The organism is Cryobacterium sp. Hh11, assembly GCF_004404045.1.
GTDB classification, from domain to species: domain Bacteria; phylum Actinomycetota; class Actinomycetes; order Actinomycetales; family Microbacteriaceae; genus Cryobacterium; species Cryobacterium levicorallinum.
In genome coordinates this window covers 1-12,288 of record NZ_SOHF01000035.1, presented here as the reverse complement: position 1 = coordinate 12,288, position 12,288 = coordinate 1, and the positions used below count along the sequence as shown (strand labels likewise).

12 protein-coding genes are annotated in these 12,288 nt (G+C 66.4%); 4 read left to right on the top strand and 8 right to left on the bottom strand.

Annotated elements, in window-relative coordinates; genetic code table 11:
- Positions 1 to 11: 11 nt before the first annotated feature.
- A complete protein-coding gene (locus tag E3T46_RS15705) occupies positions 12 to 461 on the bottom strand; it encodes a hypothetical protein (protein ID WP_241980829.1) in 450 nt (149 codons plus the stop codon).
- Between the two features lie 192 nt (positions 462 to 653).
- On the opposite strand from E3T46_RS15705, the gene E3T46_RS15700 reads away from it, so the two are divergent.
- Positions 654 to 902, top strand: a complete 249-nt coding sequence (locus tag E3T46_RS15700; protein WP_035837005.1) for a WhiB family transcriptional regulator — start codon at positions 654 to 656, stop codon at positions 900 to 902.
- Positions 903 to 1,104: 202 nt separating this feature from the next.
- Here E3T46_RS15700 and E3T46_RS15695 read toward each other — a convergent pair whose 3' ends face one another.
- Entirely contained in the window at positions 1,105 to 2,598 is a 1,494-nt protein-coding gene (locus E3T46_RS15695) for a PAS domain-containing sensor histidine kinase (RefSeq protein WP_134467244.1), read from the bottom strand.
- A gap of 79 nt (positions 2,599 to 2,677) precedes the next feature.
- Between E3T46_RS15695 and E3T46_RS15690 the strand changes: the two genes are divergently transcribed.
- Both E3T46_RS15690 and E3T46_RS15685 read left to right on the top strand, forming a co-directional pair.
- Complete coding sequence (locus tag E3T46_RS15690) at positions 2,678 to 3,142, top strand: hypothetical protein (RefSeq protein WP_134441770.1); 465 nt, start codon at positions 2,678 to 2,680, stop codon at positions 3,140 to 3,142.
- Entirely contained in the window at positions 3,142 to 4,887 is a 1,746-nt protein-coding gene (locus E3T46_RS15685) for a DUF5671 domain-containing protein (RefSeq protein ID WP_241980828.1), read from the top strand. Before E3T46_RS15690 ends, E3T46_RS15685 begins: the two co-directional genes overlap by 1 nt.
- 34 nt (positions 4,888 to 4,921) lie before the next feature.
- Here E3T46_RS15685 and E3T46_RS15680 read toward each other — a convergent pair whose 3' ends face one another.
- From E3T46_RS15680 to E3T46_RS15670, 3 genes are all read right to left on the bottom strand, one after another.
- Positions 4,922 to 6,184 (bottom strand): regulator, encoded by a 1,263-nt coding sequence (locus tag E3T46_RS15680; protein WP_134441772.1) that lies wholly within the window; start codon positions 6,182 to 6,184, stop codon positions 4,922 to 4,924.
- Positions 6,184 to 6,813 (bottom strand): hypothetical protein, encoded by a 630-nt coding sequence (locus E3T46_RS15675; protein ID WP_134441774.1) that lies wholly within the window; start codon positions 6,811 to 6,813, stop codon positions 6,184 to 6,186. The genes E3T46_RS15680 and E3T46_RS15675 overlap by 1 nt, the downstream gene beginning before the upstream one ends.
- A gap of 83 nt (positions 6,814 to 6,896) precedes the next feature.
- A complete protein-coding gene (locus tag E3T46_RS15670) occupies positions 6,897 to 7,496 on the bottom strand; it encodes a hypothetical protein (RefSeq protein ID WP_134441776.1) in 600 nt (199 codons plus the stop codon).
- 130 nt (positions 7,497 to 7,626) lie between these two features.
- Here E3T46_RS15670 and E3T46_RS15665 point away from each other — a divergent pair, with 130 nt between their 5' ends.
- Positions 7,627 to 8,067, top strand: coding sequence for an Rv3235 family protein (locus E3T46_RS15665; protein ID WP_134579259.1), 441 nt, complete (start codon positions 7,627 to 7,629; stop codon positions 8,065 to 8,067).
- A gap of 31 nt (positions 8,068 to 8,098) precedes the next feature.
- Here E3T46_RS15665 and secA read toward each other — a convergent pair whose 3' ends face one another.
- From secA to E3T46_RS15650, 3 genes are all read right to left on the bottom strand, one after another.
- Positions 8,099 to 10,906, bottom strand: a complete 2,808-nt coding sequence (gene secA, locus E3T46_RS15660; RefSeq protein WP_134579258.1) for a preprotein translocase subunit SecA — start codon at positions 10,904 to 10,906, stop codon at positions 8,099 to 8,101.
- A 140-nt stretch (positions 10,907 to 11,046) separates the two neighbouring features.
- Positions 11,047 to 11,751, bottom strand: a complete 705-nt coding sequence (gene raiA, locus E3T46_RS15655; RefSeq protein WP_134579257.1) for a ribosome-associated translation inhibitor RaiA — start codon at positions 11,749 to 11,751, stop codon at positions 11,047 to 11,049.
- Positions 11,752 to 11,873: 122 nt separating this feature from the next.
- A partial coding sequence (locus E3T46_RS15650; RefSeq protein ID WP_134579256.1) for a phosphoribosyltransferase family protein occupies positions 11,874 to 12,288 on the bottom strand: 415 nt, incomplete at its 5' end.

Here is a 12,288-nt window from a genome sequence, read left to right as displayed (position 1 = left end):
GGCGGCCGTGGTCAGTCGGCGTCCGGCTTCGGTTCGTGACTGGTCGCGGCGACGACCTTCGGAGTGAAGACCAGCACGAGCACCACGATCGAGGGGGCGAGCAGCGCCCAGCCGACGTCGGGGCGGGCGTAGATGCCCTGGAAGCAACCGACGGCGATCATGATCTGTACGAGCTGCCAGGTGACCGCGGCTCCGCGAATCCACGAACGCCCACGCAGGGCACCGACCGTGATTGCGCTCACCCACACGGCCGCGACGGCCGTCAGTGCCAGCAGGGCGAGCGCGCCACCCATCGAGGTCGGTGTATCGATGAGCAGTTCGAGCACCCACCAGGCCGTGAGCGCCCACAGTGCGAGCGCCTCCAGAGCTACGAGCCCTACAAGCACACCCAGCAGGGGGGCGCGACGAAGCGCCCGGAGGTCGATCCGAGCTGGGCGCCGCGCACCAGAGTCGCTGTTCACAGCGAAAAGCCATACAAAACTATTGATTTGATACCTCTATTATGGGACGATATTTGAGGCCCGGTTGACGCTCACAGGGACGTGAGCTGTTTCAACGCGGTTATCGCGCAGATCCCACTTTCCTGCAACCGGCCATCACCCTGCAACTCTGGCCAATCGGCCGTGCACCCATGTAATAAAAGGAGCATCCCTATGGACTGGCGCGATAAAGCTGCCTGCCTCACCGCTGACCCGGAACTTTTTTTTCCGGTCGGTAACACTGGACCCGCTGTGGACCAGATCGAGAAGGCAAAATCGGTGTGCGCTCGCTGCAACGTCACGGAGGTCTGCCTCCAGTACGCACTCGAGACCGGTCAGGACTCTGGGGTCTGGGGCGGCCTGAGCGAGGACGAGCGACGTGCGCTCAAGCGTCGCGCCGCACGCGCCCGTCGCGCTTCCTAGCAAAGCCGGCACCGCTACAGAACGCGAGCCAACGGCCGTCCGGTATTCCCGGAGGCCGCGGGCTCGTTTTTTTGTGCTCTGCGAGCAGCCGGGCCGCGCGACCGCGCGGAATCGGCATCCGCTCGCCGGGCCCACCTTATGTCCCTGGGCCCAGTTTCTAACCTGGGCCCAGGGACGGGGCCCAGGCCCCGTCCCGAAAGGGCTAGGACTCCTGCATGAAGCGGAGGGGGATCTCGATCGTGACCTCGGTGCCGCTGCCCATCATGGTGTGCCAGTCGATGGTGCCGCCGAGCTCGCCCTGAATGAGCGTGCGCACGATCTGGGTGCCGAGCCCCGAACCGACTTTACCTTCCGGTAATCCGGCACCGGTGTCTCGCACCATGACGGTCAGTGTCTCCTCGCTGCGCTGCGCCTCGATCGACACCTCGCCCTCGCGCCCGGCGAGGCCGTGCTCCACAGCATTGGTGACCAGTTCGGTCAAAACCAGCGCGAGCGGCGTCGCATAGGCGCTGGGCAGGGTGCCGAAGCTACCCGACGATTTGGGATGCACGGTCGTATTGTGAGCGGATGCGACCTCCACCGTGAGCAGCAGCACCCGCTCGAAAACGGCGTCGAAGTCGACGATCTGGCTGAGTCCCTCGGACAGTGTGTCGTGCACGACGGCAATCGCAGCGACCCGCCGCATCGCCTGGGTCAGCGCCTCGCGCGCCCGGTCGGACTGGGTACGCCGAGCCTGGATCCGCAGCAGCGAGGCGACGGTCTGCAGGTTGTTCTTGACCCGGTGGTGAATCTCCCGGATGGTGGCATCCTTGGTGATCAGCTCACGTTCCTGGTGCCGCAGTTCGGTAACGTCTCGCGACAACACGATCGCGCCGACGCGTTCGCCGCGGTTGCGAATGGGAATCGCCCGGAGCGACACCGTCACGCCGCGCGCTTCAATGTCGGTGCGCCACGGTGCCCGCCCGGTGACCACCAGGGGCAGCGACTCGTCCACGACGGCGGTGCCGGTGAGCAGGCCGGTCGTCACCTCGGCGAGCGATTCCCCCTCGAGTTCCTCGATGAAACCCATGCGGTTAAACGCCGAGAGCGCGTTGGGGCTGGCAAAGGTGGTCAGTCCGTCGACATCGAGCCGGAGCAGCCCGTCGGAGGCGCGTGGCGCGCCGCGGCGCGGACCGGTCGGAGCGCCGAGGTCGGGAAAGTCCCCGGACGCGATCATGGCGAACAGATCGTTGGCGCAGTCGTTGAAGGTCAGTTCCTGGCGTCCCGGCGTGCGTGCCTCGCTCAGGTTGCTGTGGCAGGTCAGCACCGCCACCGGGGCATCCGTTACCGCAGCACCGGTCGTGCTCAGCCGGCGCAGCACCGGGATAGCCCGCACCCGGGTCGGCGTCTCCTCATACCAGTCGGGAGCGGTGGCGTCGACGATCCTGGCGGTCTCGAACGCCTCGGTAACCTGATTGCGCCACTCGACCTTGATCTGCTGCCCGACGAAGTCGCGATAGAACAGTGTGGCGGCACTCGACGGCCGGGCATGCGCGACGGCGACGAAGCTACCAGACTGCGCCGGAACCCATACGACAATATCGGCGAAAGCGAGGTCGGCCAGCAGCTGGCCGTCGGCAACGAGCATGTGCAGCCAGTCCACGTCTTCCGCGCTGCTGCGGCCCTGGGCAAGAACGAGATCACTGAGAGTCGACACGATCACTAGCCTAGATCCCCGCGCGCTTCCCCCGGCACCCGCTGTGGTGATGCCACACCATTGGGTCCATGATGAGAACATGCACACACCGGCGGGCACTAAAGATCGCACCTTGATCGTCATCCTCGGCACTATCGCCGCCCTGGTGCTCGTCGCCCTCGTGGTGGTCTTCACCCGCGGCGCACCGGCACCGTTCGACCCAAGCACCCCGGAAGGCGTGGTGCAGGCCTATTCTGCGGCCGTCATCGCCGGTGACGAAGATGCGGCCGAAAAGCTGCTCACCGCAGAGGCCTTGGTGGGCTGTGGGCCCGTCGAACACGGTCCAACCAACAGCCTTCGCGTCGTACTGGTGTCAACGACGGTTCGCCCCAAATCAGCCGATGTCGTCGTGTCCCTGGTCACGTCCTACGACGACGGCCCGTTCGGCGCCTCCGAGTATGAGTTCGAGAGCAATTTCGACCTGGTCAGGGCGGACGGTGCCTGGCTGATCGAGACAGCTCCCTGGGAACTGTCCATCTGCCCGAACCCGACGGTAACGAAGTAATGTCCATCGTGGTTCTCCTCGTCCTCGTCGCCGTGCTGGGCGTGGGCATGACCGGCATCGTCATCGCTGTGCGCCGATCTCCTGGACAGCCCGGTAGCACATCAACGCCGACGGCACGCCGAGTGGTCGTGTACATCCTGTTGTTCGCGCTCGTGGTCATCGCCGCGATCGGCCTGAGCGGCCTCCTGGGGCGCGCCCTCGATACCGGCACCAACCTGGCCGGTATCGATGTGACCGGACTCGCGCGGTCCCTCGCCTTCACCCTGATCGCCGGCCCGTTCGCCGCGCTGCTCTGGTGGGTGCTGTGGCGGCGGATGGCGAGCGCGGAGCGGGCGTCGATCTCCTGGGGGCTCTACCTGGCCGGCCTGCAGACGGTCGCGCTCGTGACCGCGGCTTCTGCCCTGCTCGGGACCCTGGCGGCACTGGTGCGGGGCGACTGGCAGCCGCGCACCCTCGCGGTCGCGCTGATCTGGACGCTGGTGTGGGCCTGGCACCGGTGGATGTCTCGACACCCGTCCAAGAGTCCCCTGCAGTTGACGAGCGTCGCGCCCATTCTGAGCGCGATTTTCGGCTTGCTGATCGGAGCGGTCGGGGCGGTGACCGCGCTCGCATCCCTGGTCAATGCGGCCGTCGACGCGCTCCAGTCCTCGATCGTCATTGGCGACCCCTGGTGGCGGCTGGCCCTGCAGGCAGGCGTCTGGTTTCTCGGCGGCACCTTGATCTGGTGGTGGCAGTGGATGCGGGAGCGCGCCCGGCTCGTGCGCGGTGTGCTGGCCGATCTCACCCTCGTCGTCCTGGGGATCGCGGCCGCCGCTGCCGCGTCGCTGGTGGGAACGGGCACGGTGCTGTTCGTGCTGCTCCGGCTGGCCTTTGCCCGGGAGCATCCGCTGGACGATATTCTCGATCCGCTCGGCACCGCCGTGGCGACCGCTCTGGTCGGCGCTCTAATCTGGGCCTACCACCACGGTCTGCTGCGGCAGCGAGCGCTGCCGACCCGGCTGGCCGCCACCCTCGTCGTTTCCGGCTTCGGTCTGGTGGCTGCGGCTACCGGGCTGGGAATCATCGTCAATGCCCTGCTGTCCGGCCTGGCACCGGTCGTGGTCGGGTCGGACACGCGCTCCCTGCTGCTCGGCGGGCTTAGCGCCGCAATCGTGGGTGGCCCGGTCTGGTGGGCCGCCTGGAAGCCGCTGCGCCCGGTCGATCCGGTGTCCGCCCAGGTGACGGGCCGCCGGGTCTACCTCATTCTCATCTTCGGGATCAGCGCGATCGTGGCCATTATCACCCTGCTCGTGATCGGCTACCGCATCTTCGAATTCGTCCTCGACGACCTGAGCCGACAGAGCCTGCTCGACCGGGTGCGGGCACCGTTGGGGCTGCTCGTCGCCACCGGCCTCGCCGCCGGCTACCACTTCTCGGTCTGGCGGAGGGACCGCGCTGCGCTGGCTGAGGCCGGGCTGCCCGGCCGTGCCATCCACCGGGTCATTCTGGTCACGGCCGGCGACCCGACCGCGACCCGCGACCTCATCGCCGAGCTGACCGGCGCCGCAGTCACGGTCTGGCAGCGTGCGACCGCCCCCGACGGCCCTGCACCGACCAACGATGCACCGATCGACGCTGCACCTCGCGACGACGTCCTGCCATCGGCCGAGCGCCTCGGCCTGGCCTTGGCCGGGGTCACCGGAGCACGCGTGCTCGTCGTCGTGGGCGTCGGCGGCAGCGTCGACGTCATCCCGCTGCAGAACTGACCAGCGCAGGCCTGATCGATCAGTACTGGTCAGATCAGATCGCCGGGGCGGCCTTACGGCCAGGCCAGCGCACTCGCCGCGGCACCCGCTCGGTTTGGCCGACCGCAACGACGATCAGCTCATCGAGCACAAATCGACGGATGCTGACGCGCGCCGGGGACTTCGGCGCCCCGTCCCGCAGGGTGTGGCCGGTCAGTACGGCGGTATCGAGCGCGACCTGGTCGTGCGGCACCAGAACGGCGGAGTCGATGTTGCCGAGCAGCTTGAGGGTTCTCAAGACCTGCCCACGCGGATTGAGCCCCAGGGCGCTCGCCCGCACCTGATTGATCACAACACTCACGGCACGGCCGGTCGTGACCTCGGCGAGGTCCACCCAGGACCGCAAAAACCGCGCCATGCCGATCGGGTCGGCCAGTCCGCAGGCGACGACGTGGTCGGCCATCCGCAGCGCGGTCACAGTGGCCGCGTTGCGGCGCGGTGCCAACAGATCGCTGCTCAATTCCTCGTCGCTCTCCAGATTGAATCCGGTGTCCAGCACCACGTAATCCACCCAGTGTCGCAGCGCATCGATCGTGCGGGTGACCCGCTCGGTCGACAGTTCCGGCCAGCGAGACGGCCGGCCGAGACCGGTCAACACCCAGAAGGCGCCCTTCGGGGAATTGTAGCGCTGGGCGATGCGCTCGAGTTCTGACCGGTTCAGGCTGTCGCTGCCGGCCAGACGGCAGGCGGCGGCAAAGCCGGGAGCCTCGTCGAGCATGCCGAGCCGCGGTGCGATGGACGCGCCGTAGGTGTCGACGTCGGCCAGCACCACGGTGTGGCCGGCCGCGGCAATTTCGGCTGCAATGTTAATGGCGAGCGTGGTACGCCCGGGCGCCCCGGACGGGCCCCACACCGCGATGACGGAGCCGGCACTCAGCGCGCCGCCGGTGAAGTGCCGATCCCCGACGCGCAGCGGCACCACCACGCCCGAGACGAGCAGGTCTTCGATCTCCGCCCAGTCACAGGGCAGGGCCACGGTTTCGTACAGGCCGAGCGAGCCGGCGTGCCGACGTTCCTGTTCCGATGCGGCGATGGCGACGACCCGGATGCCCCGCTCATCGCAGGCGGCGATCAGCTGGCCGGTCAGAGACTCCCGCCGACCACTGACCACGACGACGTGCGGCTGGCCGTGCGACAGCGATTCCAGAAAATCGCGGGCGGTATCCACGCGCGTCACCACACTGTGCCCGCACTCGATGATGTCGGCCAGCATGCGCTGCTCGGTCGTTCGGTCCAGCACGAGCGCGATCCGGGCCATCAGGGAACCACGGGGGTATTGACCGGCACGATCGCGAGGGCATCACCGTTCATGATCGCTTCGAGCACGTCGGCGACGTTCGCCTTGGGCACGAGCAATTCCACGGATTGACCATTGTCTGCGGCGATAATGCCGGTCGGGATCACGATCCGCACCACGACAGCCTGCGCCACGAGAATCGTCGGCGGCGCGTATTCGCCCGGCCCGGTCGCCCGCGCCGACCAGATGTCCACCACCGAACCGGACACGACCCTGGCTGCCAACCGGCCGGGAACGTCTACGACGACACTCGTGGTCAGCTCTCCGGCTGCTGCTCCGACCGCGGAGCGCGCCACGAGTTCCCCGGCCAGGATGGTCTGGGTGACCAGCATGCCCGGCTCGACCGAGGGCGACAGATAGAGGTCGGCGGCTCTGCCCAGCCGTACCCGGGTTTCAACGAGGTCGGTCTTCGTGAGGCGATCGCCGACGGTGAGCGTGTGGCGTGCGGTGTAGACCGCCGTGGTCCGGTCACTGCCGACGACGATCGCACTCACGCCGGCAATCGACGCGGCCACGAGCACGAGGCCGATGACGAATCGGGGGTCCACCCAGAAGCGGCGGCGCGTACGTGTGGAACCGGGTGACATCATCCGCTACCTCGCTTGTCTGGAAGGATTCGCTCTTATCGTGGCCCACTGTGCCACCCGGTGAAAAAGTTCTCCACAGGGCAGCGTCATTTCAGCCGGATGACATGGATCTGCCAGATCGGCACGATGCGGTAGTGAGCGATTTCGGGGCCACGGCGCAACGTTCCGAGCGGATGCACCGCCAGATCAATGTGGTCCCGCGCCACCCGGTCGATGGTTCCGGCCACCACACCGGCCCGGGTGTCCAGCTCCACGGCGCGCCGGCGACGGCACAGGTTGCGCAGGACGAACGGTAGTCCGACCCGTTCGACTCCCCGACCGGTCGCTGCCGATTCCACGGCCAACGACGCCCTGATCTGTTCCTCGTCGAGCAAGACTGCGGCGATGGCCGCGAGCGGGACCACGCACTGGCCGCGAGCGCTCTCGGAATCGAGCAGGTCGGCCGCAAGCCAGTCCCGGCCCAGCGCGGTCGGACGCAGGGCGAGCGTTTGGCCCGACACGAGCACCACGCGCAGCCGCAGGGCGCTGCCGAGGCTCGCGGACCGCACCACGTTGCTCAGCCGGGTGCGCAGGGAGAGCTTCTCCAGGCGCTCCCGTTCCTCGTGCAGGCACAGGTCAGCGACCTCGGCCTGCAGCTCGTAGTCGAGCTGCCCTTCCAGGTCATCAAACAAATCATCCCAGCGCACACACCGAAAGTAGCCGAACCTGGGCGTTCTCGCTCACGTTGTCCACAGGCTCTTTAAGCCCTCGACAGTGCCGGAACAATGCTGCTTAGGTTTCCGCCATTGCAGCTCGTGCTCGACCTCAGGAGGCATCATGCCGTCACCCGGTAGCAGCGAATCGAATGCGCAGGCCCTCCGGCGGGAGCGAACCGAAGACGACGAGTTCTTCGGTCCTCAGCCCAGTACCATGGCGGAGCTCCCCGATCCGGAACCGCTGCTTCGGGCCCTGGCGATCTGCGCCTTCGAGGTCATCGCCGGAGTCCGACAGATTGAACACCTTGCGAGCTGGGTAACCGACGACGTCTATGCCCATCTGCGCGTTCGAGCGTCGATCGCAGCGCGGGCGCGCGCCGTCACCGGCCAGGTTGCTGACCGCCCCCGGCTCGCCATCGGCCACGTCACCCAGGTGAAGCGCGACACTGGAGGCCTGGACGCCGTCGTCGTCGTGTTCGAGCGGCACCGGAGCTATGCGGTCGCGATCTGTTTGGAGGGGATGGACCGGCGGTGGCGAGCCTCGGTCCTGGTCGTGCTGTAAAGCACGGCCAAAACCGAGGGCGACCGAAACGCTACGTTGTTTTCTTACCCTGTGAGCGACGCTCCGCCCGGTTCACTGGGGCAGCACCCTCGGTTTTCTGACCGAAGGCTCCACGCTGGGGCGGTCCGGCCGGCTCGGTCGGTTCGTCATCGCTGGCAGCGACGGTGGCCGTGCGTCTGGCTCGATCGGTGGCGGCCTGCTGAATCTGACCGCGCTGGTTGCGCACCTCGACTCCACCCGAATCGCTCGGGGCGGTGTAGCTGAGCTTCTCCTCGGGGGAATCGGCCGGGGACAGCCCCTTGGCCGCGACGACCGGTCCGGCGACGGCTCCGGATCCGGCCGTCACCTCGACGTCGAGGTTGAACAGGAACCCGACCGTTTCTTCGCGAATCTGTCCCATCATCTGCTGGAACATGGCGAAGCCTTCACGCTGGTACTCGACCAAAGGGTCTCGCTGAGCCATCGCGCGCAGACCGATGCCGTCCTTCAGATAATCCATCTCGTACAGGTGGTCGCGCCAGCGGCGGTCGATGACCGACAGCACCACGCGGCGTTCGAGCTCGCGCATGGCCGGAGAACCGAGGGACTCTTCCCGGCGGGTGTAGGCGAGCTTGGCGTCGGAGAGAATCTCGCGGCGCATGAAGTCGCGGTTGATTTTGCCCTTGTCGCCGGCCTCTGATACGACCTCGTCGATGGTCAGTCCCACCGGGTAGAGCGTCTTGAGCTCGGTCCACATGGCATCGAAGTCCCAGTCGTCGCCGTTGCCTTCGCCGGCGTGCACGTCGAGCACCTCGTCGATGACGTTGGTGAGGAAGGTCTGGGTGCGCTCGTGCAGGTCGTCGCCCTCAAGGATGTGCCGGCGGTCGCCGTAGATCGCCTCGCGCTGGCGGTTGAGTACGTCGTCGTACTTGAGCACGTTCTTGCGAATCTCGGCGTTGCGACCCTCGACCTGCGACTGGGCGCTGCGAATGGCCCGGCTGACGACCTTAGACTCGATCGCCATATCGTCGGGCACCCCCTGGCGCCCCATCAGTGCTTCGGCGGCGCCGGCGTTGAACAAGCGCATGAGGTCGTCGGTGAGGGAAAGGTAGAAGCGGCTTTCGCCCGGGTCGCCCTGGCGACCGCTGCGTCCGCGCAGCTGGTTGTCGATGCGACGGGACTCGTGCCGTTCGGTGCCGAGCACGTACAGGCCACCGGCGGCGATGACCTTGTCGGCCTCTTCCGCCACGTCGGCCTTTACCGCGGTGAAGACGTCATCCCAGGCGAGTTCATACTCGTCGGGGGTCTCAATCGGGCTGAGACCCTTCGCGTTCATCTCGGCGACGGCGATGAACTCGGCGTTGCCGCCGAGCATCACGTCGGTACCACGACCGGCCATGTTGGTGGCCACGGTCACCGAACCGAGGCGACCGGCTTGGGCGACGATCGCGGCCTCACGGGCGTGGTTCTTGGCGTTGAGCACCTCGTGCCGCACGCCCTTCTTGGCGAGCAGACGCGACAGGTATTCGCTCTTTTCAACGCTCGTGGTGCCGACCAGAACTGGCTGCCCGGCCGCATGGCGTTCGACGATGTCCTCGACGACCTGACGAAACTTGGACTCTTCGTTCTTGTAGATCAGATCGGACTGGTCGAGGCGCTTCATCGGCTTGTTGGTGGGGATGGCCACCACGCCGAGCTTGTAGGTGCTCATGAACTCGGCGGCCTCGGTCTCGGCTGTTCCGGTCATGCCGGAGATCTTGGAGTAGAGGCGGAAATAGTTCTGCAGGGTGACCGTGGCCAGGGTCTGGTTCTCGGCCTTGACCGCGACACCCTCCTTGGCTTCGATGGCCTGGTGGATGCCCTCGTTGTAGCGACGGCCCATCAGGATTCGGCCGGTGTGCTCATCCACGATGAGTACCTCGCCGTTCATCACGACGTAGTCCTTGTCCTTCTTGAACAGGGCGTTCGCCTTGATCGCGTTGTTCAGGAAGGAGATCAACGGGGTATTGGCCGATTCGTACAGGTTGTCGATGCCGAGGTAATCCTCGACCTTTTCAATGCCGGGTTCGAGCACACCGATGGTGCGCTTCTTCTCGTCGACCTCGAAATCTTCGTCGGGGACCAGGCGCTTGGCCAGGCTGGCGAACTCGTTGAACCAGCGGTTGGCTTCGCCGGAAGCGGGTCCGGAAATGATCAGGGGGGTGCGTGCCTCGTCGATGAGAATCGAGTCGACCTCGTCGACGATGGCGAAATAGTGACCGCGCTGCACCATGTCGCTGGCCTGCCAGGCCATATTGTCGCGCAGGTAATCGAAACCAAATTCGTTGTTGGTGCCGTAGGTGATGTCGGCGGCATACATTTCCCGACGCGCAGCCGGAGTCTGGCCGGAGATGATGCATCCGGTCGTCATACCGAGGGCGCGGAAGACGCGGCCCATGAGCTCGCTTTGGTAGCTCGCGAGGTAGTCGTTGACCGTGATGACGTGCACACCGCGGCTGCTGATCGCATTGAGATAGGCGGCGGTGGTGGCGACCAGGGTCTTGCCCTCACCGGTCTTCATCTCGGCGATGTTGCCGAGGTGCAGTGCTGCCCCGCCCATCAGCTGCACGTCGAAGTGCCGCAGCCCCAGGGTTCGGGTGCTCGCCTCGCGCACGGCGGCGAACGCCTCGGGGAGCAAGTCGTCGAGCGATTCGCCGTTGGAGTACCGCTCCCGCAGGGTGACGGTCTCGTTCTTGAGCTCCTCGTCGGTGAGCTCGTGGAAGTCCTCTTCCAGCGCGTTGATGGCTTTCGCGTAGTTTTCCAGGCGGCGCAGAACGCGGCCTTCACCAACACGAAGAACCTTTTCAAGAATTGACGCCACGAATGTACTCCACTAGTCAAACGGTGCAGACACGCGCTGCGGAAGCTCGATTGAACCGCTCCCGCAGCGCCTGCCTGCGCCTCTCGTCTGGCAGATGCCAGAGCGCCGACCTGGTCGGCAACTAAGGCAATGCTAGTTGGTCAGTTGGCACGCCCGCTGGCAACGGGCACAGCCTCGTGCAACTCACTGACGGCACTATCGAGTTCGATGACTCCATAGTCCCAGCCCTTGCGGCGGTAGACCACGCTCGGACGCTTGGTTTCGATATCCTGGAACAGGTAGAAGTCGTGCCCGACCAGCTCCATGAAGTAGAGCGCATCGTCGACCGACATGGGCGCAGCGGCGAAGACCTTGCGACGGATGACGACGGGGCAGTAGTCTTCCTCGTCCGCGACGGCGGGGGCATCCGCGTGCACGATGGGAATCGCGCCGGTGCGCACCCGCTCGAGCGTTTCGGGGTTGGCCGGCGTGATGTCGATGACGCTGAACCCGACCGCGGATGCCTCGTGCAGCGAGGTGGGGCGGTGGGCTCCACCGCGGTGCACCTTCTTGCGGTCCTTGGCGCGGCGAACACGCTCGAGTAAACGGCCGAGCGCCACGTCGAAAGCAGCGTACTTGTCGGATCCGTCCGCTTCGGCCCGAACGAGCGGACCCTTACCGATCAGGGTGAGTTCAACCCGGTCGTTGCCGACGGCTGCACCGTTCTTCTCGTGGTGGCGGCTGACCTTGATTTCGAGTGCGAGGGCCTTATCCGCGAGGAGGGCGATTTTCTCGGCCTTCTCCGTCGCGTAATCCCGGAAGCGATCAGTGATCCCAAGGTTGCGTCCGACGATGTTAGTTTCCATGACGACCTCCAGTTTGGCGGACCGCCCTCAAACCGGGCGATCATTGCGCGCCTTTGTCTCCACCGTAGCTGGGGCGGTGGGATAAGTCACAGTATTTGTTAACCAGTTTGTGCGACGGGTCGTTATCGCGGCAGCAGACGCCGTGTTTCCGCCAGTGTGGCCAGGCCAACGACGGTGCCGCCCGCAGCGAACACGGCACGGCGCGCCTCGAGGAGCGTGGCGCCGGTGGTCACGATGTCGTCGACCAGGATTACAGCGACTCCGTTGAGTGGATGTCGGGCCATGAGGCTGTGGTCTTTGTTCGCGGCGCGCTCAGCACGGCCCAGACCGACCTGGTCGCTGACCACGCCGCGTTGGGCGAGCAACGGGGCCGGGTGGAGGCCAGCGCGATGCAGCAGTGCATCGACCGGGTGGTAGCCGCGGGCCCGCCAGGCCCCGCGCGAGGAGGGGATGGTCACGAGCTCGATTCCGGCCGGGCCCGGCGCGACCCGGCTCGGCGCGACCCGGCTCGGTGCGGGCAGGCTCGGTGCGGCGGCG

Bases quoted from the DNA above. Each gene is read 5' to 3' on its own strand.
- E3T46_RS15685 (WP_241980828.1), top strand. From the start codon at position 3,142: ATGTCCATCGTGGTTCTCCTCGTCCTCGTCGCCGTGCTGGGCGTGGGC.
- E3T46_RS15665 (WP_134579259.1), top strand. From the start codon at position 7,627: ATGCCGTCACCCGGTAGCAGCGAATCGAATGCGCAGGCCCTCCGGCGG.
- E3T46_RS15690 (WP_134441770.1), top strand. From the start codon at position 2,678: ATGCACACACCGGCGGGCACTAAAGATCGCACCTTGATCGTCATCCTC.
- E3T46_RS15675 (WP_134441774.1), bottom strand. From the start codon at position 6,813: ATGATGTCACCCGGTTCCACACGTACGCGCCGCCGCTTCTGGGTGGAC.
- E3T46_RS15700 (WP_035837005.1), top strand. From the start codon at position 654: ATGGACTGGCGCGATAAAGCTGCCTGCCTCACCGCTGACCCGGAACTT.
- E3T46_RS15680 (WP_134441772.1), bottom strand. From the start codon at position 6,184: ATGGCCCGGATCGCGCTCGTGCTGGACCGAACGACCGAGCAGCGCATG.
- raiA (WP_134579257.1), bottom strand. From the start codon at position 11,751: ATGGAAACTAACATCGTCGGACGCAACCTTGGGATCACTGATCGCTTC.